The organism is Glycocaulis albus, from assembly GCF_014639075.1.
Classification (GTDB): Bacteria; Pseudomonadota; Alphaproteobacteria; order Caulobacterales; family Maricaulaceae; genus Glycocaulis; species Glycocaulis albus.
In genome coordinates this window covers 66,504-88,391 of record NZ_BMFS01000002.1, presented here as the reverse complement: position 1 = coordinate 88,391, position 21,888 = coordinate 66,504, and the positions used below count along the sequence as shown (strand labels likewise).

Genomic DNA, 21,888 nt, shown 5'->3' with positions numbered 1-21,888 from the left:
CCTAGCCAAGTTCTGGATAGATCGGGAAGCGCCGGCACATGGCAATCACTTCCTCGCGGATGCGACCTTCCACCTCAGCATTGCCGTCGCGATTCTCCACCAGCGCATCGAGTACTTCGGCCATCATCTCGCCGATACGGCGGAACTCCGCCACACCGAAGCCCCGCGTCGTGCCGGCCGGTGCGCCTATCCGCAGGCCGGACGTTACCGTCGGCTTCTCCGGGTCAAACGGCACTCCGTTCTTGTTGCAGGTCATGTGAGCGCGCTCCAGCGCCGCCTCGGAGATGTCGCCCGTGAGCTTTTTCGGGCGCAGGTCGATCAGTGCCAGATGGCTGTCAGTGCCGCCTGAAACCAGCGCGTACCCGGCATCGGACAGAGCCCCCGCCATGGCGCGGCAGTTTTCCACCACGCTGGCGGCATACTGCCTGAACTCCGGGCGCAACGCTTCTCCAAACGCCACCGCCTTGCCGGCGATCACATGCATGAGCGGGCCGCCCTGCAGGCCGGGGAAGACGGCAGAATTGATCTTCTTGCCGATATCCGCATCACGCGAAAGTACCATGCCGCCGCGCGGGCCGCGCAGCGTCTTGTGGGTTGTGGTCGTAACCACATCAGCGTGCGGCACCGGATTGGGGTAAACGCCCGCAGCGGCAAGGCCGGCGAAATGGGCCATGTCGACGAGAAGCAGCGCGCCGGCCTCGTCGGCGATTGCACGGAATTTTTTGAAGTCGATATCGCGCGGGTAAGCCGAACCGCCGGCGATCAGCAATTGCGGGCGCAGCTCCAGAGCCTGCTCGCGCAGCTTGTCATAGTCGATCAGGGCATCGCTCTCGCGCACACCGTAATGGTGCGCCTCGAACCATTTGCCGGACATGTTGGGCCGGGCCCCGTGAGTGAGATGCCCGCCCGCGGAGAGATCAAGGCCGAGAATACGGTCGCCAGGCTTCAGCAGGGCCAGGAACACCGCCTGATTTGCCTGACTGCCCGAGTTGGGCTGGACATTGGCATAGGCTGCGCCGAACAGCTTTTTGGCCCGTTCAATCGCCAGTTCCTCGGCAATGTCGACAAACTCGCAGCCGCCATAATAGCGTTTGCCGGGATAGCCTTCTGCGTACTTGTTGGTGAGGGGCGAGCCTTGCGCCTCCAACACGGCGCGGCTGACGATATTCTCTGAGGCTATGAGCTCGATCTGATCCTGCTGCCGGCCGATCTCTTTGGCGATTGCGCTGGCAATCTCGGGATCGCGGCTGGCGAGCGTTTCGGTGAAAAAGCCATTGCTGGCGGCTTCCTGGGCTGCATCCGGCATCGGCGACTCCCTCGTTGCGGCTGGCCTGTTGCTTCTGAGATACGCGCTGGCGAAGCGCTTCACAACCACACACCGCCGCGCGGGGTGAAAAGCCGCACGCCGGAACCACACTGCCCTAGCGAAATGGTAAATACTTTTACTGCATAAACTTACTGGTATTGGCAGAACCTATACTTGTTAGGGCAACCAAACCGGTTTACACAAGTTACATAATGCGTCCCCTTAAACAGAAGCGAATGTCAGGTGATGAATATGACCGAAGACAACACTCCCCCGATCGACCAGGAAGAAGTACTGCGGATGACCACTGACATCGTGGCTTCCTATGTGGCCAACAACACCATTTCTGCTGACGGGGTGCCGGAAATCATCCGTCAGGTGCATGGCGCTCTGCGCGAGCTGAGCGGCGGCGAGGCTAAGCCCGAAGCCAAGGCGAAGCCGGCAGTTCCCGTTTCCCGCTCGGTCACGGACGACTACATCATTTGCCTTGAGGACGGCAAAAAGCTGAAAATGCTGAAGCGCTATCTGCGCTCCCAGTATGACATGTCGCCTGACGATTACCGCCGCAAGTGGGGCCTGCCGTCCGACTATCCGATGGTGGCGCCGGCCTATTCACGCCGCCGTTCCGATTTCGCCAAGGAAATCGGTCTTGGCCGCGGTGGCCGGAAAGCCCGCAAGTAAGTCCTCGCGACTAACGCTAGACGATAACGCCCCGGCCTTTCGGCCGGGGCTTTTTTTCGGATCCATCGGCATTAAGGCCCAGGCGCCGCGCCAGCTTGCGCAGGGCCACGCGTTCCAGATCGTGGCGCGCAGACCGGGCCGGGCCGAATACGACCACTTCGGTTCCGGTTGCCGCATCTATCGCCGCGAGGCGAACAGAGTCGGCGAGCCCCTGATATTCAAAGATGATTTCCCGGCCGGGCAGTCCGCCTCGGCCCACCATCACGCGACCCGGGCGTTCGCATACCGCGCAAAAACAGCCTGCAATGCGGTAACAAGCTGGTCGAACATCTCGTCGGTATGCAGAGGGGACGGCGTAAACCGCATCCGCTCGGTGCCTTTCGGCACGGTGGGGTAATTGATGGGCTGAACGTAGATGCCGTGCTCGTCCAGGAGCGCGTCCGTGATCCGCTTGCACAGCACCGGGTCACCCACATGAACCGGCACGATATGGGTCTCGGAGTCCATTACCGGCAAGCCGGCAGCTTTCAACCGGGCTTTCAGGGTCGCCGCGCGTTCCTGGTGCTGGTCACGCAGGTGTGCGGAGGATTTGAGGTATTCCACGCTGGCACGCGCGCCAGCGGCGAGCACCGGAGCAAGCGAGGTCGTAAAGATAAAGCCCGGCGCTGCCGAGCGCACGGCGTCGCAGATTACCGCATCAGCAGCGATATATCCGCCCATGACGCCGAACGCCTTGCCCAGTGTCCCTTCAATGATGTCGAAGCGATGCATCAACCCGTCGCGCTCGGCGATACCGGCACCGCGCATGCCGTAAAGGCCGACGGCGTGGACTTCATCAAGATAGGTCAGGGCATTGTACTTGTCGGCAAGATCACAGACCGCCTTCAGCGGACCGATATCACCGTCCATCGAATAGACAGACTCCAGCGCGATCAGCTTGGGCGCGTCCAGCGGCGCGGCGCGCAGCAGTTCTTCGAGGTGCTCCACATCATTGTGCCGCCAGACATGTTTCTCACATCCCGCCTGGCGTACGCCCTCGATCATTGAGGCATGGTTAAGGGCATCTGAATAGATGATGAGGCCCGGCAGGATCTTGCCCAGCGTGGCAAGTGTCGCCTGATTGGCAATGTAGCCCGAGGTGAAGAGCAGAGCCGATTCCTTCTGATGAAGGTCAGCGAGCGAGCGCTCCAGCTCGACATGGTAATGCGTCGTGCCGGAAATGTTGCGTGTGCCGCCGGAACCGGCGCCGACATCGTCGATCGCCTGCTTCATGGCTCCGGTAACGCACGCGCTCTGCCCCATGCCCAGATAGTCATTGGAGCACCAGACAGTCACTTCACGCATGCTGCCATCATCGGCGCGATAGCGTGCCTTGGGAAACTCACCCTTCTTGCGCAGCAGGTCGGCGAACACGCGGTAGCGGCCTTCGGCGCGGACCCGGGCGACCGACGCCTTGAATGCTGCTGCGTAATCCATGTCGTGTTCTCCTGACCGCTCTCGTGGCGGACTGTCGGGGCGGGGCTGCTACACGCGGTATATGGACCGGTTTCACCTATACCGGAAGGCGGACCGATTGTCGCGCCTTCTAGTTGAAACTGTTTCGCAATTTCACTCGGTTTTATTCGCGGCGATCATTTCGATGATCCCCGAGAAGTCTTTCTCACTGCCGCCGGATTCGGTGAACAATGTGTAGAGCTTCTCGGCATGGGCCCCCAGCGGAATAGCGGCGCCCGCGGACCGGGCGGTCTCCAGTGCCAGGCGCAGATCTTTAAGCATCATCGGGGCGGCAAACCCCGGCTTGTAGCCCCGGTTCGACGGCGCGGCCGGCACCGGACCGGGCACAGGGCAATAGCTCGTCATGGACCAGCTCTGTCCGGATGCTTTCGACGAAATATCGAAGAAGCGCTGCGGGTCGAGGCCCAGCTTCTGCGCGAGTACAAAGGCCTCGCACGTGCCGATCATGTGGATGCCGAGCAGCATGTTGTTGCAGATCTTGGCCGCCTGCCCTGCCCCGGCATCTCCAGCGCGGATAACCGCCTTGCCCATGTTCTCAAGATAAGGCTTTGCTGCCTCGAACGCGTCTTCCGGGCCACCGACCATGAAGGTCAAAGTGCCGCCCTCGGCAGCGGCGACACCACCGGACACGGGTGCATCCACGAATTTGATCCCGGCCTTTGCGGCCGCCTCGCCGACGGCGCGGGCGGAATCAACGTCAATTGTGGAGCAGTCCATCAGCACAGTGTCGGCGCCGGCATGGGCGATGATCCCCTCCTCGCCTTCATAAATGCCGCGGACGTGCTTGCCGGCGGGCAGCATGGTGACGACAGCGTCGGCGCCCCTGACCGCATCCAGCACGCTGGCAGCCGCCTTGCCGCCTTTGGCAGACAGTGCAGCGACCGCATCCTGATTGAGATCGAAGCCGCGCACCTCATGGCCGGCCTTGACCAGGTTCACGGCCATGCCGGAGCCCATGTTTCCCAGTCCAATAAAAGCAATCACGGCCATGATGTGTCCTCCGGCGATTAGGGTTGTTGTCTAGCCCAGAAAGCTTTGTTCGCGGTCTGATTCCAGCGGTGCGAACATGGCCTCTACGGCCTCAGACTGTATCTGCGGACCCCAATGGGGCGCATTGTCCTTGTCGATGATGACGGCGCGCACCCCCTCGTAGAAGTCTGAACCTTCGACCAGCAGCCGCATCGAAACGCGCAGGTCCTGCGCCATCACTTCGCGGAAATCGAGCTCAGCACCCTTGCGCAACGCAGCCAGGGTAATGGCGCACGAGCTGGGTGATTTGCTGTTCAGAATAGAGAGTTGCCTGGCTGACCAGGCGTCGCCCGCCGATTGCAGCCGTTCCTTGATCACGGCCAGCTCGTCACCGGAAAAGGCCGCATCGATCAGGCCGCCCAGATGAGCCAGTTCCGAATCGCCCGGATCGCCTGCGTGCGTCTCGAGTATGTCTTCCAGCGTCTCGCCATCATTGTCGAGATCAGCGCTTTCCAGTGCCGCGATGAGGGCTTCCTGCCGGTCTGACGGCACATAATGCGTGGCAACCCCGGCCGCCAGGCTGTCAGCGGCTTTGAGACGCGCGCCGGTCAGCCCCATCCACATGCCGGTTTCCCCCTTGAGGCGCGGCAGGAAATAGGCCCCGCCGACATCAGGATGGAAGCCGATACCCGTCTCCGGCATCGCAAACATGGTCCGGTCGCCCGCAACACGATGCGAGCCGTGGACCGAGATGCCGACCCCGCCACCCATCGTGATTCCATCAATAAGGGCGACATAGGGTTTGGGGTATTCAAAGATCAGCGTGTTGAGCTGGTATTCATCGCGCCAGAATTTCCATGCTTCCGCGCCGCCCTTCTTTCCGCTTTCGGCGAGCATGCGGATATCACCGCCGGCGCAAAACCCCTTCCCGCCGGCGCCATCCACGACAATCGCCTTCACCGCGTCATCCTCGCGCCAGTCGAGCAGCGCCTTGATCAGACCGTCCACCATCTCCTGATTGAGGGCGTTCAGCGCTTCGGGCCGGTTCAGCGTGATGCGGCCAACAGAGCCGGCTTTGCGGGCGTTTATGAGGGAGGTCATCGGGCCGGAATTCCTTGTCTTGCATCTAGCGGAGGTCGATGAAGGGCGCACCAAGCGCCCCGCAGGCTGCTAACAGCCCGCCATCCCGGCTGGCAAGTGGCGCGTCCAGCGTCACCGCCAGCGACAGGTAGGCGTAATCGAACAGGGAGAGGCCTGCCGCCAGTGCGCCGTGACCGCTCTCCAAAATGTCGTCGATCGAGGCCGGAGCGAAAAGGCGGATGCCTAATGCGTCCAGATTGTCCATTGCATCGCGGTATATCAGTCCCCGCCGTGCAAACCGGACGAACTGATTGCCCACTTCCCACACGAAGATGTAGGGCGCGGCCAGCTCGTAATCATCTGATTGCGCGAGCAGCTTTTGCGTTGCGGGTGTTGACTGCGAGGGCAGCACCCACGCAATCGCCACCGACGCATCGAGCACGAGAACACTCAAGAGCGGCCAAGCTCTTTAAGTTCTTCCCAGCTGAGCGCATCCTCCACCGGGTCTGGCCGGATGGTCGCGCCGAGGGCGCGAAAGCGCTCTACCAGCTCACGGGCTGGCACTTTTTCCCGGGGTTGCCGTGACGGAACCAGATCCGCCAGCGGCTTGCCGTGTCGGGTGATGGTGATGGGCTCGCCCGTCTTTTCCAGCTCGTCGAGCAGGCGGGAGAGATGGGTCTTCGCTTCAAGCACGCCGACATACTTCATTGTGGCACCCGTCAATTCTGACCAGAAGTCTGACCATAATAGCTGAGATTCTGGTCAGAATCCATTTGGGTTAGCGCAGCACATCCTTCGCGATGATGACGCGCATGATCTCGTTGGTGCCTTCAAGGATCTGGTGGACGCGCAAATCGCGTACGATGCGCTCGATCGGATAGTCCTTCAGATAGCCATAGCCGCCATGCAGTTGCAGCGCATCATTGGCGATCTTGAAGCCAAGATCGGTCGCGAAGCGCTTGGCCATGGCGCAGTATTTTGGCGCTGACGGATCATTCGCATCCAGAGCCGCCGCCGCGCGGTAGAGCATGAGGCGCGAGGCTTCCAACTCGGTTGCCATGTCGGCGAGCTTGAACTCGCTCGCCTGGAACGCCGCGACAGGCTTGCCAAACTGCTTGCGTTCTTTTGCGTAGGCTACCGAAAGATCAAAGGCTTCTGCTGCGCCACCAAGCGAACACGCGCCGATATTGATGCGTCCGCCATTGAGGCCCTTCATGGCGAGGGTAAAGCCCATTCCCTCGTCCGCGAGGCGGTTCTCCACCGGCACGCGGCAATCCTCAAACGTCACGACAGCTGTCGGCTGCGAGTTCCAGCCCATCTTCTTCTCGTTTGCGCCAAAGGAGAGCCCGGGCGTGCCCTTCTCCACCACGATTGTGGAAATCCCCTTTGGTCCGTCCTCGCCCGTGCGGCACATCACGACATAAAGGTCTGACACCCCGCCGCCGGAGATGAAGGCTTTCGCGCCGTTCAGCACATAATGGTCGCCATCTTTCACAGCTTTGGTACGCAGGCTGGCAGCGTCCGAACCGGCGCCCGGCTCGGTCAGGCAGTAGGAGCCGATAATCTCCATGGCGGTGAGGCGCGGGAGCCAGCGCTGGCGCTGTTCTTCCGTGCCCCAGCTATCGATCATCCAGCTGACCATGTTGTGGATGGAAATGAAGGCGGCCGTGGATACGCACCCGCGCGAGAGCTGTTCAAAGATCAGCGCGGCATCGACGCGGCTCATGCCCGAACCGCCGACATCATCGCGCGTATAAATGCCCGCAAAGCCCATCTCGGCGGCTTCCTTGAGCACGTCAACCGGGAAATGCTTTTCCTCGTCCCAGCGGGCGGCATTGGGTTTCAGCCGGTCGTCTGCAAACTTGCGCGCGGCGTCCTGAATCAGCGCCTGCTCTTCCGTCAGCTCGAAATTCACGGCAAACCTCCTGACAAGCTCTTACGGTCTTTGGCACGCGAGATAGACGAAATGGCCCTGTTTCCCAATACCCGCCTGCGGCGCACGCGCAGCCAGCCCTGGATCCGCGATCTGGTCCGCGAGACCCATTTGACCCCGCATGACCTTATCTGGACGATTGTCGTATCAGACAGCGCCGATCCTATCGAGCCGGTCGAGGCCATGCCCGGCACGGTGCGCATGAGCGTCGCCGAAGCGGCGAAAGCCGCGAAGCGTGCGCGTGACCTCGGCATCCCCGCGATTGCCGTATTTCCGCATATCGACCCTTCCCTGAAGGACAATGCCGGTACCGAAGCGCTCAATCGCGATGGCCTCGTCATGCGGGCGGTCAAGGCGATGAAGGATGCTGCGCCGGAAGTGGGCATAATCTGCGATGTAGCGCTCGACCCCTTTACCGATCATGGCCATGACGGGGTGATGGAGGACGGCGTCATCCTCAATGACGCCACCGTCGATCTGCTGGTCCAGCAGGGCCTGGCGCAGGTTGAGGCGGGCTGTGATGTGCTGGCCCCGTCCGACATGATGGATGGCCGCATCGGCGCGATCCGGGGTGCGCTGGAGGAGTCCGGCCATACCGATACGCTGATCCTGTCCTACGCGGCGAAATACGCCTCCGGCTTCTATGGGCCTTATCGCTCGGCCATCGGCTCGGCAAAGCTTCAAGGAGACAAGAAGACCTATCAGATGGACCCGGCCAATACCGATGAGGCCCTGCGCGAGGTCGCCATGGATATCGAGGAAGGCGCCGACATGGTGATGGTCAAGCCCGGCCTGCCCTATCTCGATATCGTTACCCGCGTGAAGGAGGCGTTCGGCGTGCCGACCTATGCCTTCCAGGTGTCCGGGGAGTACGCGATGATCATGGCGGCGGCGCAAAACGGCTGGATCGATGGCGAGCGGGTGATGATGGAGACGCTGACTTGCTTCAAGCGTGCCGGCGCGGACGGAATCCTCACCTATTTCGCGCCAGTGGCAGCGGAGATATTGGGGGAGTAGCTGCTTTAGTCGAAAACGGGCTTTATATCGCGATATATACCAGATATTCGCTGATCATCTTCAGCTCGCTTACGAAGCCAGCTGAGAATTCGGTCGTAAGTGACGATCTGAACTCCTGAATATCTGAATTCTCGCTGCCTCAACTCATTGAATTTCTCAGAAATCATTGACCTCCGGCCCACGTAGACTGTTTTCATTACAGCACCCAACTCGTCAATACCTAGGCCGCCTCTGTCGATGCTGTCCGTCAGTGTCCCCGGATTGCGGACTAGCCAATCATGCCAATCTCCGACTTGGGTCAGAGCTTTGCGTACTGACTTTGCGAACTGACCGTCTTTTGTCACTAGGGAAGCAACCGGCGACTCCAGCTCAACCAGTTCCACGAAAGTACCAGCTGAGCTTTCTTCCAAAACCACGAAATCTGCTCTGTAAGACGACCCAAAGCGAAATTCAGGGAAAACCTCGTTTCCATGCGGGTGCATAGCCGCCAAAACCCACGGACTCTGTGTAAAAAACCTCTGGATGGGACGCTCGCTTTTCGCGCCTTCTAGAACTTCTTCGAAACGATCAGCGGTAGCGCCAATCTCTCCAAAAGGAATACGTGTGTCGAACGGACCAAACATTACTCACTCCACCCGCCCAATCGGCGGCAGTGACCAGCCGAACTGGACCGACGCGCCGCGTATCACGAACGCCAGCAAAGCCGCGCCAATGGCCGCAATACTGGTCATCACGCCCAGCTGGATGGCTATGATGTAGGCGGAGGCACCCGCCAGTGCCGCGAGCGCATAAATCTCTGCGCGCAGGATCAGCGGCACCTCGTTGACGATGATATCGCGCAGCAGCCCACCAAAGGCCGCGCTCATCACGCCGGTCAGGGCCGCGATGGACCAGTGCGCCCCGGCGGCGAGACCCGCTTGCGCGCCGATCACACAAAAGACACTCAAACCCGCTGCATCAGCCCAGACCAGCGCTCTCATGCGGATGCCCTTGCCAGACGTAACGAGGGCGGAGCCGTAATAGCCGGCCACGCCGCCAATCAGCGCCAGGGCGAGATATTCCGGCGCATTGACCCAGTAGACCGGCAGGCTGCCGAGGATCATGTCGCGCAGCGTGCCGCCGCCCATGCCCGTGACTGCACCCAGAATGGCTGCGCCAAAAGGGTCCAGCCGGTTGCGCGCGGCGATGATCCCGCCCGACACGGCGAACAGGAACACGCCTGCATGGTCGAGAATGGAGAAGAGGAGCTCGACGCTCATTCTGAGGTAAGCCGCGCAATCAGGCTGGACGTATCCCAGCGCTTGCCACCCATGGCTTCCACTTCCGCGTAGAACTGGTCGACGAGTGCGGTAACGGGCAATTTGGCGCCATTGGCGCGCGCCTCTTCAAGTGCAATACGAAGATCCTTGCGCATCCATTCGACCGCAAAGCCAAAATCGAATTTGCCCTGCTCCATTGTCTGCCAGCGATTTTCCATCTGCCAGCTTTGCGCCGCGCCCTTGGAGACCGCGCGGATGACGGTTTCCACGTCCAGCCCGGCGGCCTGCGCGAAGTGAATGCCTTCGGACAATCCCTGCACCAGCCCGGCAATGCAGATCTGGTTGACCATCTTGGTCAGCTGGCCTGCCCCCGCCGGCCCGGCATGGACAATGGCCTTGGCATAGGCCTGCATCACAGGCTCGGCTTTCGCAAACACATCCGCATCGCCGCCGCACATGATGGAAAGCTGGCCATTTTCCGCGCCCGCCTGTCCGCCCGATACCGGCGCATCGACAAAGCCGATACCCTTCGCTGACGCCGCCTCGTGAAGTTCGCGCGCGAGCTGTGCCGACGCCGTGGTGTGATCGACGAGCACTGCGCCGGGTTTCATATGTTCCAGCAAAGGCAGTGCGATGGCGCGTACATCCGGGTCGTCACCCAGGCACATGAACACGATATCCGCCCCCCCGGCCGCATCCTGCGGGCTGGCTGAGGGCGTGCCGCCATGTTGGTCAGCCCAGGCCTTCGTCTTGGCGCCGGTCCGGTTCCAGACACGCACATCATGGCCGGCCGCTTTCAGATGCCCGGCCATCGGATAGCCCATCACGCCCAGTCCGAGAAAGGCGGCAATTGTCATGAATTCTTTCTCCCGAGGCGCTAATGCGCCGCTGCAAACACTGACCGGTGGAACACAAGGGCGGGCGCTGTGCGGGGCCGGTCGAACGCGGCTACCCGTCCAACGATGATGATGTGGTCGCCGCCCTCGTGCACGGCGTCCAGCGTACACTCGAACCGGGCGATCGCGTCCCTGACCAGCGGCACGCCGGTTTCACCTTCCGCCCACTGTCCGCCTACCCGTCCCAGATCATCATCGCGCGCGCAGGCCAGCGCCAGCGCTTCCTGATCGGCTCCCAGCACGTTGATCGCGAAGCGCGGTGCTGAAGAAAACTGGTCGTAGCGCAGGCTCCCCCTGTCCAGCGACCACAGAACCAGCGGCGGTTCCAGCGAGACGGAGGCAAAGGAGTTTATTGTGAGAGCCCGCGCGCGGCCGTTCTCCAGAACCGTGACCAGGGCCACGCCGGTTGGGTAACAGCCGAGAGCATCGCGAAAAGCGCGTGCAGTTTCCAAAATGTGCCTCCATACAGCGCTTCAACCCGCCCTTAACCCTGTTCGTGTAGCTTGGCGATACAACAACAAGCGTGCGGGTGGGATATGGCGTCCGGTCAACCGATCATCATCAAGAAAATCAAGAAAGCCGGACATGGTCATCATGGCGGCGCTTGGAAAGTGGCCTATGCAGATTTCGTCACGGCGATGATGGCCTTCTTCCTGCTGATGTGGCTGATCAACTCGGTCGATCAGGAACAGTTGCGCGGCGTGGCGGACTATTTCTCCCCCTCCACCGTCAGCACCGACAATACCGGCTCGGCGCCCTTGCGCCTGATGCCGCCGCGGGGCGACGAAGGCGTCTCCAGCCCGGATATGGCCTTTCTGGAGCGCAATCCGACGTCACATGCGCCTGGATCCGGATCAGACGAAACGCCCGACGATGGTGAAGGCAGCCCGCGCGACGTGGCACGCGACGCGCTGACCAGCGCGCTGGCGCGGCGTGAGCAGGCGGAGTTTGAAAGCGCCGAGATGTCGCTGCGTCAGGCCCTGCAGGAAATGCCGGAGCTTGCCGAGCTGTCGCGTCACCTGATCATCGATCAGACGCCCGAAGGCCTGCGCATCCAGCTTATAGACGAGGAAGGCCGCCCGATGTTCGACGCTGGCGCCACCCGTCCCAATGAACGGGCCATTGTCCTTCTGCGTGCCGTTGCCGATGTCGTGGAGCGGCTGCCGAACCGGATTACGATTTCCGGGCATACCGATGCATCTCCCGTGCCGCCTGATGCGCCGTCCAACTGGGAGCTGTCGTCGGCCCGCGCCAATGCGGCCCTGCGCATCCTGCAGGAGCGCGGCATTTCCGATGACCGGATTTCTGACGTGCGTGGCAAGGGGTCTGCCGAGCCGCTATTCCCCGATGATCCCTACATGGCTGGCAATCGCCGCCTGTCGATCGTCCTGCTGCGCGAAGCGCCGGTCCTGCCGCCCGGTGGTGCGCTGTAAGCGCCTGAAAACCGGCTGTTCCGGACAGCCCGCCGTAACGCTACACTGACTTCAACCCAGACGGGGATTCGCCGCCGGGATTGAGGGATCAGACCTGCCGTGACGCATCCGTTCACCACGCGCCAATTGCCGTTCTTCCTGACGGCACCGACGCCCTGCCCCTATCTGCCGGGGCAGCTCGAGCGCAAGGTGTTCACACGCGTGGATCCCGCCGATGGCCCGGGGCTGAACGACGCTCTGACCCATGCCGGGTTCCGCCGCTCCCAGTCCATCCTCTACCGTCCGGCCTGTGAACGGTGTTCAGCGTGCAAGTCGGTGCGGATTCCCGTCGCCGAGTTCACGTTCTCCCGCTCGCAGCGGCGCGTACTGAAGCGCAATGATGGCCTGATGGTGGATATCCGCCCGGCGGATGCCACCACCGAGCAGTTTGCGCTGATGAGCCGCTATCTGGAATCGCGCCACGGCGATGGCGACATGGCCGGCATGCATTTCCTTGATTACGTGGGCATGGTCGAGGACGGTATGCAACGTACCCACATCGCAGAGTATCGCGACCCAGCCGGCCAGCTGGCCGCTGCGGCGCTGGTGGATGAGCTCCCGGACGGGTTTTCTCTGATTTACAGCTTTTTTGATCCGGACCGCGCGGGGTCCAGCCCGGGCGCGTTCATGATCCTCGACCATGTGCGGCGGGCAAAAGCCGCCAGCCTCGCGCACGTCTATCTGGGCTACTGGGTCAAGGGCAGCGCGAAAATGGACTACAAGGCGCGATATTCGCCTCTGGAGGTCCTCGAACCCGCCGGCTGGCGGCGGTTAGAGGCTGGCGAGTAGCCTAAACCCTGCTATTGAAGGGGAAAGGGTCCGTCGGTGAATCGGGCCGATAGCGGCAATAACGCATTTCCGGGGGAGACAGACATGGATCGCAGGACATTCCTGAGCGGCGCAACCATTGCCACCGCAGCGGCAGCAACGGCATGTTCACAGGAAACACCCGGAGAGGTCGCCGCGCCAGCCGTAAACCGGCGCCGCACCCGCCGGCTGCGCATGGTCACCACATGGCCGGCGAATTTTCCCGGCCTTGGCACGGCAGCCGATACCACGGCACGCCTGATCGGTGAGATGTCTGGCGGTGAGCTTGAAGTACAGGTCTACGGCGCGGGCGAGATTGTCGGCGCGTTTGAGGTCTTTGACGCGGTTTCAAACGGCGTCGCGGACATGTATCACGCTGCCGAGTATTACTGGCAGGGCCGCTCTCCGGCCTATAATTTCTTCTGTGCGGTGCCGCTGGGCATGACGGCCATGGAAATCATGGCGTGGGTGGAATTCGGCGGCGGTCAGGCCTTGTGGGACGAACTCTCGGCCCAGTTCAACATCAAGCCCTTCCAGGCCGGCAATTCGGGCCACCAGATGGGCGGCTGGTTCAAGCGCGAGATCAATACACTCGAGGATTTCCGGGGCCTGCGCGTGCGCATGCCCGGCCTTGGCGGCGATGTCATCCGGGCGCTGGGCGGAGCTGCCGTCGCACTGTCGGGCGGCGAGATATATCAGGCGCTGCAGTCCGGCGCGATTGATGCCACCGAATGGGTTGGCCCGTGGAATGATCTCGCATTCGGCTTCTACCGCGAGGCACCGTTCTACTACGGCCCCGGCTTCCACGAGCCCGGTTCGTCGCTTGCACTCGGGATGAATCTGGGTGTCTGGGAGAGCCTGCCAGCCGACCAGAAGGCCATCGTGAAGGCGGCGGCCCATGCCGCCAATAATCTTTCCATCGCCGAATTCACGCACCATAACGGGATCGCGCTGCAGACCCTGATCGAGGAGCACGGCGTTCAGCTGCGCAATTTCTCTGACGAGATATGGCGCGAGCTGGGCCGGGTCAGCGAGGAAGTCGTCGCCAACGCCGCCAATGCAGACGCGATCTCCCGCCGCGTGTACAACAGCTATGTCCAGTCGCGCCGCCGGTCTCGCGAATGGGCGAATGTCTCCGAGACACCCTATCTGCAAAAACGCGAACTCGTGCTTGGCGGTTAAGGTCCTGTCCTCATAAAGGGTTTGCGGTGTGGTATGGCGCAAGATCGTTCAGTATTAGGAGCAGACCCGCAGGAAGGGCCGTCCTCTTTCAAGGGGATGCGACGACATAATGGGCGATCTTGCCCTAATCTTTTCAAGACGCGGCGGATTTGGCCCACGAAGGCGTCGATCCGTTCTTGTGGAGGGAGGTTCCACGGCGCACGTCTCTCCTGTTCAGAAGCCAAATCCCGCACGCGCCACAACCGGAACCTTTATGGGGACAGGACCTCGTGATGCGGGCGGGCGACTGGCTGCTGCTGACGCTTATCGCCTTGACGGTCATCGTCATGGCCGCCGACCGGCTGGCCGGTGGCAGCATTCAAGCCTGGATCGCATCCGATTTGCCGGCCACGGGCCGTGAGCTGGGCGTAGTTCTCGGCTGGGCAGGCTGGGGTCTGACCCCTCTGGTTATCCTGCCGCTTATCGCGGCGCTGTGGGCCGCCTTTGCGCCGCTGCCCGTCATTCTCACTATCGCCCTTGGCCGGACAGCCGCGGTCATTGATGCCATCAGCCGGATGATAGGCGATGCCGCGCGCTGGTTTGCGCTCGCACTGGTTCTTGTGACCAGTCTTGTCGTGATTCAGCGTTATGTTTTCGGCATTTCCATCACAAAGCTGCAGGAAAGCATCATATATCTGCATGCGCTTCTTTTCCTGCTTTCCAGCGCGATCACCCTGCTGACGGGCGGGCATGTCCGGGTCGACATCTTCTACGCGCGCCTGTCTGAACGGGCAAAGGCATGGACCGATATCGCCGGTGTCTACCTGGCTCTGATTCCCATGTGCTGGCTGATCCTGGATACGTCGCGTTCCTATGTAGGCGGCGCTTGGCGGATCATGGAGCGCTCACGCGAGAGCGACGGGCTGCCGCTTGTCTTTGCCCTGAAGACAGCCATACCGGTCTTTGCCGTCATGATGATCGCGCAAGGGGTCTCAATGGCCGCGAAGGCTGCGCTGACGATTGCCGGGCGGGCACAGGCGCCCAAAGCCGGCCAGGCGGGGACGCTCTAGATGGACCTGCTTCTCGTTGCCCTGCCCTTCCTGATGTTCGCGACAGCCGTGGCCGCACTGCTGCGCGGATTTCCCGTGGCGTTCACGCTGGCTGGCGTGGCGATACTCTTTGCCCTCATAGGGCTGGCGCTGGACGCGTTTGACCCGCTCCATCTGCGCGCCTTTCCCCAGCGCATCTATGGCAACATCATGGAGATGGACAAATCCATCCTCGTGGCCGTGCCGCTCTTCGTCTTCATGGGCGTGATGCTGGAAAAATCCCGCGTTGCGGAGGAGTTGCTCGAGGCGATGGGCGCACTCTTCGGATCGCTGCGTGGCGGGCTTGGCATTTCGGTCGTGATCGTGGGCGCGCTGCTCGCCGCCTCTACCGGCATTGTCGGGGCAACGGTCGTCACGATGGGGCTTCTGTCCCTGCCAACCATGCTGCGCCGCGGTTATGATCCGGCGCTGGCCAGCGGCTCGATTGCCGCTTCCGGTACGCTGGGCCAGATCATCCCGCCATCCATCGTGCTGATCCTGCTGGGAGACCAGCTCGGCTCGGCCTATGCGCGGGCGCAACGCGAACAAGGCATTTTCTCACCGGACATCCTGACGGTGGGGGACCTGTTTGCCGGCGCGCTGGTGCCGGGCCTGCTGCTGGTAGGCGCTTATATCGCCTACCAGATCGTCATAGCCGTCACCCGGCCCAAGGCCTCGCCGGCCATCCCGAAAGGGGAGCTTCACGCCGACTATTTCAAGATCATTCGGGCCCTGGTGCCGCCGCTGGCGCTGATCATAGCGGTACTCGGCTCGATCCTCTCCGGGCTTGCGACGCCAACCGAAGCTGCCGGTGTCGGTGCGCTGGGGGCGACTTTGCTTGCCGGTTTCCGCAATGCCGGTGCTGCGGCCAATCCGCGTGCCGGACGCTGGCTGGTTGCAATCGGCGCGCTAAGCCTGCTTGCCCTGATCGGCGCGGCGCTGGCTCTGAACCTGCGAGCCGGGGTCGAAGGCAGTGCACGCCTTCTCACCCTCACCCTTTCAGGCCTCGCCATAGCCGGAACGCTCTGGGCGCTGGTGCGCCTGTTCCGCTCCGGCGTGCTGGACGATGTGATGACGCAGACGGCGCGCATCTCCTCCATGGTGTTCGTGATCCTGATCGGCGCGTCGCTGTTTGCACTCGTCTTCCGGGAGCTTGGCGGTGATGGCAGCGTGCGCGCCATGCTGGAATCTGTGCCGGGCGGCGTCTTCGGCGCGGTGCTGGTGGTAATGCTCATCATGTTCGTGCTGGGCTTCTTCCTCGATTTCATCGAGATCACCTTCGTGGTCGTGCCTATTGTCGCGCCGATCCTGTTCCTGATGGGTGTGGACCCGATCTGGCTGGGCGTCTTGATGGCGCTGAACCTGCAGACCAGCTTCCTCACCCCGCCCTTCGGGTTTGCGCTGTTCTATCTGCGCGGCGTGGCACCGCCCTCCTTGCCGACAGGCGCCATCTATCGCGGCGCTATCCCCTTCGTTATCATTCAGCTTTTCGCAATAGCGCTGGTCGCGGCCCTGCCGTGGCTTGCCACCGCGCTGCCACGAGCACTTTATGGCTGAGCTACGCCCTGACGACTCCTCCGGCGGCCCGACACCGGCCGAACGCGCTGCCCTGCAGCGCTATGTGATCGTCGTTGCGGCGCTGGCGCTGACCGGTCTCTTTGTCTGGATGGTGAAGGACTATCTGGGCGCGGTCTTCCTGGCCGCCGTGCTGGCTCTCATGCTGACCGCGGCCCAGAACGGCCTGACCGCCAGGTTGGGAGATCGACCGCGCGTGTCCGCCGCTCTGGTGATGGTGTCCGTCATCCTTATCGGGCTTGTGCCGCTCAGCATCCTCGCCGTCATCGTCGTGCGCGAAGCGTTGCAGATCAGCGAGTCGCTCACCCCCTTCGTGCAGGACCAGGTCACTGCCTGGCGGGACGCCGGCGGCGGGGTGCCCGAGTGGGTCCCCTGGCGCGAGGAGGTCGTGCGCTATCAGGGTGAGATCGCGAGCCAGATCGGCAGTTTTGCCTCCACGGCAGGGCGCGTCTTCATCAATGCGATGACCTCTGCAGCCGGGTCCACGCTGGTCATCTTCCTGAACGTGATCGTGTTCCTGTACGCGCTCTATTTCTTCCTGGTGCATGGCCGCGCCATGACCGCGACCACGCTGCAACTCCTGCCCTTGCGTCCGCGCGACCGTATCCTGCTGGCCGGACGGGCGGTGTCGACGATACGCGCCACCATCAAGGGCACGCTGGTCATCGGCCTGGTCCAGGGCACGGTAACGGGGCTGGCGCTTGCCATAGCCGGCGTGCCCGGCGCAGCCTTCTGGGGTGCGCTGGCGGGCCTTTTGTCGGTCATCCCGGGTATCGGCACGCCACTGGTATGGGGACCGGCGGCCGCCTGGCTGATCTTTCATGACCAGATGATCGCCGGCATCGTGCTGGGCGTGTTCGGCTTCATTGTGATCATGAATATCGACAATTTCCTGCGCCCGCGCCTGGTCGGCAAGGATGCAAAGATGAGCGATCTCATGGTGCTTATCTCGACGCTGGGCGGCCTGACCCTGTTCGGCGCCATGGGCATCATTATCGGCCCGATGATCGCTGCCCTGTTCAGTGCCGTGTGGCACGTCTATGCGCGCGCCTATGCGCCGCTCTTGGGGATGCGTTAGACCGCAGGCACGGCTCCGGCGCGCGGTGTGGGCCTGTTGCCGCCTGCATAGCGCTCCAGCGCGGCGATGCGCTTGTCCATCGGCGGGTGGGTGGCAAACATGCCCGCAAAGCCGCTGGAACGATCATGCAGGAACATCTGGCGCACCTCGGCCGGCGCACCCTCCACATCCGGATTACCCGATACCTTCATCAGGGCCGAGATCATCGCATCCGGGTTTTTGGTCAGCTCCACCGCGCCCGCATCAGCCATGTATTCGCGTTTTCTCGACAGGGTGAAGCGGATCACCATGGCCAGCAGCCATGCGATAGCGGCCATCGCCATGGCCACCAGTATGAACACGCCCGCGTTCCCGCCCGAGCCGCGCCGTCCGCCGCCTGCCCGCCCCAGCGAACCATGCAGCAGACCGCGCACCATGATCTCCACGGTGAAGGAGATGATGCCGACAAAGATGATCGAAATGACCAGAAGGCGCACATCCCGGTTGATGATATGGGTCAGCTCGTGCGCGAGTACGGCCTCAAGCTCATCGCGATCGAGCTTTTCCATCAGGCCGCGCGTGACCGTCACCGCAGCCTGTTTCTCGGTCAGGCCGGACGCATAGGCGTTAAGCGCGGGTGTTTCGATGATCCGCAAGGCGGGCATCGTCAACCCGCGTGAAATGCACAGGTTTTCCAGTAGATTATAGAGTTCCGGCTCATCATTGCGCGAAACCTTCTTCGCGCCGGTGCTGGCATCGATGATCGCCTGATGGGACAACCACGCAATACCGAACCAGATGGCGACGCCCAGCAGTACCCAGGGCGTTACCATCGGCATGGCGTAGGCCGCTTCACCGGCGGCGCGGCCGAAATCGGCCTGCTCGCCCTCGCCCCAGGCGAAGAACAGCGCCGTCATGGCGTAGACGAGGCCGAGGATCAGGACCGGGAAACCGGCCAGCAGCAGGATGGATTTGAGGTTATTGTTCCAGATATGGCTGCGAAGGCCGGTCGCTGCGAGCATGACAGGCCTCCGCCCGCACCTATTCCTAGAACTTCACCGACGGCGCAGCGCGCTCGGATGCGGCAATCTCGAAGAACTCGCGGGACTTGAAGCCGAACGGGCCAGCCAGCACCACAGCCGGAAACTGCTCGATGGCCGTATTGTATTCGGACACCGCGTTGTTGAAGAAGCGGCGGGCGGCGGCGATCTTGTTTTCAAGGTCGGCCAGCTCACGCTGCAGTGACAGGAAATTCTGGTTGGCTTTCAGGTCCGGATAGGCTTCCGACAGCGCGAAAAGCTGGCGCAGGGCGCCCGTCAGCATGTTTTCGGCGGCAGCGAGGTCTTTCAGGCCCGTGGCATCAATGGCCTGCTGGCGCGCCTTGATGACGTTTTCCAGCGTTTCTTTCTCATGGCTGGCATAGCCCTTCACCGTCTCGACGAGGTTGGGCACCAGATCATAGCGCTGCTTCATCTGCACATCGATATCGCCCCAGGCCTGATTGGTCGTCTGACGCAGCGCCACGAGGCGGTTGTAGATGAGGATGATGGCAAGGCCGATAACGGCAAGGATGACGAGGATGATGACAAATTCCATGGAATTATCCTTCCCGTGAGGAGTTGGCAGGGCTTGAGCCTGTGATGATTAAACGCAAGCGGGCTTTCCGCCAAGGGTGTTGGGCGTCAGGGCGTAGAGGGAGTGTTTCGCCCTCTCCCCTGAAATCCCGGCCAAGCGTAGCGCGAGCCGGGACCTGTTGCAGGAGAAGCGGAGAGAGGCCCCGGATACCGCTTCGCGGTTCCGGGGTTTCAGTGAGATCCCTAAACCTGCCCTCTCGGCGCAAAACGGCCAGCGCGGGAAAAGCCCTTGGGCGCCAGACGGCCTGCCTGTGCGCGCTTGCCGAGGAAGAGCTTCCAGTCTTCCACCGGATGCTTGCGCCCTGCTCCGTCGGTCCAGGTCAAGCCCTCTTCAGCGGCAAACACCGTGACATCGCTGACCTCCCCGCCCTTGCCGCCGAGCAGGCGCACGCCCTTTCCGCGCGTCATTTCCGGGATTTCCTCCAGCGCGAAGACGAGCAGCTTGCGGTTCTCTCCGATCACGGCGGCATGGTCGCCGCTGGCTTCTGTCACAACGATCACTTCGGCGCCTTCGACCAGATTTACCAGCTGGCGGCCCGCGCGCTTGATCGCCGGCAGTTCAGCTTCCGGCACAACGAAGCCATGGCCGGAGCTCGACGCAATCAGCAGCTTGCGGGCCGGATCGTGCTTCACGAGCGCCAGCGGGGCTGAACTTTCATCGAGATCGATCTGCAGGCGCACCGGCTCGCCAAAGCCGCGCCCGCCGGGCAGTTTCGAGGCATCCAGCGTGAACACCCGGCCATCGGTGGCAAATAGCAACAGCTTGTCTGTCGTCTCGCAGCGCACCGCGAAGGCCGTCTCGTCGCCATCCTTGTGCTTCAAGGCCGAAAGGTCGTCGACATGGCCCTTGAGAGCCCGGATCCAGCCCTTTTCGGAAAGCACGACCGTGACCGGCTCGCGCACCACCAGCGCTTCCTCCACGCGGTCCGCCAGATCATCAGCCGGCGCATCGGCAAAATGGGTGCGGCGGCGGCCCAAAGGCGTGCGGGGGCCGAAGCTCTCGCGCACGGCAGCAATCTCGCCATCGACCTTCGCCCATTGCTGCTCGTCGCTGGCCAGCAGCGCCTTCAACTCGGCCCGCTCGCCATCCAGCCGTTCGGACTCCGCGCGCAGTTCCATCTCCTCCAGCTTTCGCAAGGAGCGCAGGCGCATATTGAGGATCGCCTCGGCCTGCCGCTCGGACAGCTGGAACTCGGCCATCAGCTCAGGCTTGGGCTCATCGCTTTCGCGGATGATGGCGATCACCCGGTCCAGATTGAGGAAGCAGATGATATAGCCCGCCAGCACTTCGAGCCGGTCTTCGACCTGCGCCAGACGCCGTGTGGCCCGGCGCACCACCACTTCGCGGCGATGGTCCAGCCATATCTGCAAGACCTCTTTCAGGCTCATCACGCGCGGCGCGCCCTTCGGGTCCAGCACGTTGAGGTTCAGGGGAAAGCGCACTTCCAGATCGGTCGCGCGGAACATGGATTCCATCAGCACGGCCGGATCAACCGTGCGCGCGCGCGGCTCCAGCACGAGGCGGACATCCTCCGCGCTTTCATCCATCACATCGGCCAGAAGCGGCAGCTTCTTGGCCTCCATCAGGCTGGCGATGCGCTCCACAAGGCGCGCTTTCTGGACCAGATAGGGAATCTCCGTGACGACGATGCGCCAGGTGCCGCGGCCCTGATCCTCCACCTCCCATTTGGCGCGCAGGCGAAACCCGCCCCTGCCCGTTTCGTAGGCTTCCAGGATCGAGGCGGCTGGCTCCACACAGATGCCGCCCGTGGGAAAGTCCGGCCCTTTGACGAATTTGGCCAGCGCACGCACCTCTGCGTCCGGTTTTGCGATCAGATGACGGGCGGCATCGCAGATCTCGGCGGCATTATGGGGCGGAATGCTGGTCGCCATGCCGACCGCGATCCCCGTCGCGCCATTGGCGAGCAGGTTCGGAAAGGCACCCGGCAGCACGACCGGTTCTTCCTCCGACCCGTCATAGGTCTTGCGGAAATCAACCGTGTCCTCGTCCATGTCGGCCAGCAGCAGGCGTGCCGCTTCGGTCAGGCGCGCCTCGGTATAGCGCATGGCCGCCGCGCTATCGCCGTCCACATTGCCGAAATTGCCCTGACCCTCAATCAGCGGGTAGCGTGCGGCAAAGTCCTGCGCCAGGCGCACCAGCGCATCATAGACGGACTGGTCGCCATGCGGGTGGTATTTACCGATCACATCGCCGACCACGCGCGCGGACTTCTTGAATGCGGCGTCGGGATCAAGCTTTAGAAGGCGCATCGCGTGCAGCAGCCGCCGATGAACGGGCTTCAGCCCGTCACGGGCATCGGGCAGTGCGCGCTGGGTGATGGTGGAAAGCGCATAGGCGAGATAGCGCGAGGACAGAGCATCCTCGAAGCGCTCAGGGAAAATGCGCCCTGCCTCTCCAACCGGTTCGTGTCCCATGC

The 21,888-nt window shown here is 62.4% G+C and carries 23 protein-coding genes; 8 read left to right on the top strand and 15 right to left on the bottom strand.

All coding sequences use genetic code 11. The features are described from left to right. Nucleotide 1: 1 nt before the first annotated feature. Nucleotides 2-1,306: a serine hydroxymethyltransferase gene (glyA, locus tag IEV75_RS02715; protein WP_188451019.1), complete on the bottom strand. Its 1,305-nt coding sequence runs from the start codon at nucleotides 1,304-1,306 to the stop codon at nucleotides 2-4. 252 nt (nucleotides 1,307-1,558) lie between these two features. Here glyA and IEV75_RS02710 point away from each other — a divergent pair, with 252 nt between their 5' ends. Next, the gene (locus IEV75_RS02710; protein ID WP_188451018.1) at nucleotides 1,559-1,987 is read left to right on the top strand and encodes a Ros/MucR family transcriptional regulator; all 429 of its coding nucleotides are present in this window, start codon (nucleotides 1,559-1,561) and stop codon (nucleotides 1,985-1,987) included. Nucleotides 1,988-2,003: 16 nt separating this feature from the next. Here the strand turns inward: IEV75_RS02710 and IEV75_RS02705 are convergent, their stop codons facing one another. The 7 genes from IEV75_RS02705 to IEV75_RS02675 all read right to left on the bottom strand — a co-directional run bounded on the left by IEV75_RS02705 (nucleotide 2,004) and on the right by IEV75_RS02675 (nucleotide 7,466). Next, nucleotides 2,004-2,249: a DUF6898 family protein gene (locus IEV75_RS02705; protein ID WP_373290502.1), complete on the bottom strand. Its 246-nt coding sequence runs from the start codon at nucleotides 2,247-2,249 to the stop codon at nucleotides 2,004-2,006. Beyond that, nucleotides 2,249-3,463, bottom strand: coding sequence for a 5-aminolevulinate synthase (gene hemA / locus IEV75_RS02700; RefSeq protein ID WP_188451017.1), 1,215 nt, complete (start codon nucleotides 3,461-3,463; stop codon nucleotides 2,249-2,251). Before hemA ends, IEV75_RS02705 begins: the two co-directional genes overlap by 1 nt. A gap of 132 nt (nucleotides 3,464-3,595) precedes the next feature. After that, entirely contained in the window at nucleotides 3,596-4,492 is an 897-nt protein-coding gene (gene mmsB / locus IEV75_RS02695) for a 3-hydroxyisobutyrate dehydrogenase (protein WP_188451016.1), read from the bottom strand. 30 nt (nucleotides 4,493-4,522) lie between these two features. Beyond that, nucleotides 4,523-5,572 (bottom strand): enoyl-CoA hydratase/isomerase family protein, encoded by a 1,050-nt coding sequence (locus tag IEV75_RS02690; RefSeq protein ID WP_188451015.1) that lies wholly within the window; start codon nucleotides 5,570-5,572, stop codon nucleotides 4,523-4,525. Between the two features lie 25 nt (nucleotides 5,573-5,597). After that, a complete protein-coding gene (locus tag IEV75_RS02685) occupies nucleotides 5,598-6,005 on the bottom strand; it encodes a type II toxin-antitoxin system VapC family toxin (RefSeq protein WP_188451014.1) in 408 nt (135 codons plus the stop codon). After that, nucleotides 6,002-6,259, bottom strand: a complete 258-nt coding sequence (locus IEV75_RS02680; RefSeq protein WP_188451013.1) for a type II toxin-antitoxin system Phd/YefM family antitoxin — start codon at nucleotides 6,257-6,259, stop codon at nucleotides 6,002-6,004. Before IEV75_RS02680 ends, IEV75_RS02685 begins: the two co-directional genes overlap by 4 nt. Before the next feature lie 70 nt (nucleotides 6,260-6,329). Continuing rightward, the gene (locus IEV75_RS02675) at nucleotides 6,330-7,466 is read right to left on the bottom strand and encodes an isobutyryl-CoA dehydrogenase (protein ID WP_188451012.1); all 1,137 of its coding nucleotides are present in this window, start codon (nucleotides 7,464-7,466) and stop codon (nucleotides 6,330-6,332) included. 51 nt (nucleotides 7,467-7,517) lie between these two features. Between IEV75_RS02675 and hemB the strand changes: the two genes are divergently transcribed. Continuing rightward, complete coding sequence (gene hemB / locus IEV75_RS02670; protein WP_188451011.1) at nucleotides 7,518-8,501, top strand: porphobilinogen synthase; 984 nt, start codon at nucleotides 7,518-7,520, stop codon at nucleotides 8,499-8,501. Nucleotides 8,502-8,506: 5 nt separating this feature from the next. Here hemB and IEV75_RS02665 read toward each other — a convergent pair whose 3' ends face one another. The 4 genes from IEV75_RS02665 to IEV75_RS02650 are packed head-to-tail and all read right to left on the bottom strand — an operon-like array spanning nucleotide 8,507 to nucleotide 11,108. Next, nucleotides 8,507-9,124, bottom strand: coding sequence for a Shedu anti-phage system protein SduA domain-containing protein (locus IEV75_RS02665; protein WP_188451010.1), 618 nt, complete (start codon nucleotides 9,122-9,124; stop codon nucleotides 8,507-8,509). Between the two features lie 3 nt (nucleotides 9,125-9,127). Further along, entirely contained in the window at nucleotides 9,128-9,760 is a 633-nt protein-coding gene (locus tag IEV75_RS02660) for a trimeric intracellular cation channel family protein (RefSeq protein WP_188451009.1), read from the bottom strand. Then, nucleotides 9,757-10,617: an NAD(P)-dependent oxidoreductase gene (locus tag IEV75_RS02655; protein ID WP_188451008.1), complete on the bottom strand. Its 861-nt coding sequence runs from the start codon at nucleotides 10,615-10,617 to the stop codon at nucleotides 9,757-9,759. The genes IEV75_RS02660 and IEV75_RS02655 overlap by 4 nt, the downstream gene beginning before the upstream one ends. 20 nt (nucleotides 10,618-10,637) lie before the next feature. Further along, nucleotides 10,638-11,108 carry a flavin reductase family protein gene (locus IEV75_RS02650; protein ID WP_188451007.1) on the bottom strand — a complete coding sequence of 157 codons (471 nt, stop codon included), beginning with the start codon at nucleotides 11,106-11,108 and terminating at the stop codon, nucleotides 10,638-10,640. An 84-nt stretch (nucleotides 11,109-11,192) separates the two neighbouring features. Between IEV75_RS02650 and IEV75_RS02645 the strand changes: the two genes are divergently transcribed. The 6 genes from IEV75_RS02645 to IEV75_RS02620 all read left to right on the top strand — a co-directional run bounded on the left by IEV75_RS02645 (nucleotide 11,193) and on the right by IEV75_RS02620 (nucleotide 17,837). After that, nucleotides 11,193-12,089 carry a flagellar motor protein MotB gene (locus tag IEV75_RS02645; RefSeq protein WP_188451006.1) on the top strand — a complete coding sequence of 299 codons (897 nt, stop codon included), beginning with the start codon at nucleotides 11,193-11,195 and terminating at the stop codon, nucleotides 12,087-12,089. 99 nt (nucleotides 12,090-12,188) lie between these two features. Then, nucleotides 12,189-12,917, top strand: coding sequence for an arginyltransferase (locus IEV75_RS02640; protein ID WP_188451005.1), 729 nt, complete (start codon nucleotides 12,189-12,191; stop codon nucleotides 12,915-12,917). Nucleotides 12,918-13,001: 84 nt separating this feature from the next. After that, nucleotides 13,002-14,117: a TRAP transporter substrate-binding protein gene (locus tag IEV75_RS02635; RefSeq protein WP_188451004.1), complete on the top strand. Its 1,116-nt coding sequence runs from the start codon at nucleotides 13,002-13,004 to the stop codon at nucleotides 14,115-14,117. A gap of 272 nt (nucleotides 14,118-14,389) precedes the next feature. After that, nucleotides 14,390-15,166 carry a TRAP transporter small permease subunit gene (locus tag IEV75_RS02630; RefSeq protein ID WP_188451003.1) on the top strand — a complete coding sequence of 259 codons (777 nt, stop codon included), beginning with the start codon at nucleotides 14,390-14,392 and terminating at the stop codon, nucleotides 15,164-15,166. After that, nucleotides 15,167-16,741: a TRAP transporter large permease gene (locus tag IEV75_RS02625; protein WP_188451002.1), complete on the top strand. Its 1,575-nt coding sequence runs from the start codon at nucleotides 15,167-15,169 to the stop codon at nucleotides 16,739-16,741. Continuing rightward, nucleotides 16,734-17,837 carry an AI-2E family transporter gene (locus IEV75_RS02620; RefSeq protein ID WP_188451001.1) on the top strand — a complete coding sequence of 368 codons (1,104 nt, stop codon included), beginning with the start codon at nucleotides 16,734-16,736 and terminating at the stop codon, nucleotides 17,835-17,837. The genes IEV75_RS02625 and IEV75_RS02620 overlap by 8 nt, the downstream gene beginning before the upstream one ends. Here IEV75_RS02620 and IEV75_RS02615 read toward each other — a convergent pair. The 3 genes from IEV75_RS02615 to parC form a co-directional block, all read right to left on the bottom strand. Beyond that, complete coding sequence (locus IEV75_RS02615; protein ID WP_188451000.1) at nucleotides 17,834-18,838, bottom strand: M48 family metallopeptidase; 1,005 nt, start codon at nucleotides 18,836-18,838, stop codon at nucleotides 17,834-17,836. The two genes, IEV75_RS02620 and IEV75_RS02615, sit on opposite strands and share 4 nt — an antisense overlap. Nucleotides 18,839-18,863: 25 nt before the next feature. After that, nucleotides 18,864-19,412: a LemA family protein gene (locus IEV75_RS02610; RefSeq protein ID WP_188450999.1), complete on the bottom strand. Its 549-nt coding sequence runs from the start codon at nucleotides 19,410-19,412 to the stop codon at nucleotides 18,864-18,866. A 221-nt stretch (nucleotides 19,413-19,633) separates the two neighbouring features. Next, nucleotides 19,634-21,886 carry a DNA topoisomerase IV subunit A gene (gene parC, locus IEV75_RS02605; RefSeq protein WP_188450998.1) on the bottom strand — a complete coding sequence of 751 codons (2,253 nt, stop codon included), beginning with the start codon at nucleotides 21,884-21,886 and terminating at the stop codon, nucleotides 19,634-19,636. Nucleotides 21,887-21,888 lie beyond the last annotated feature (2 nt).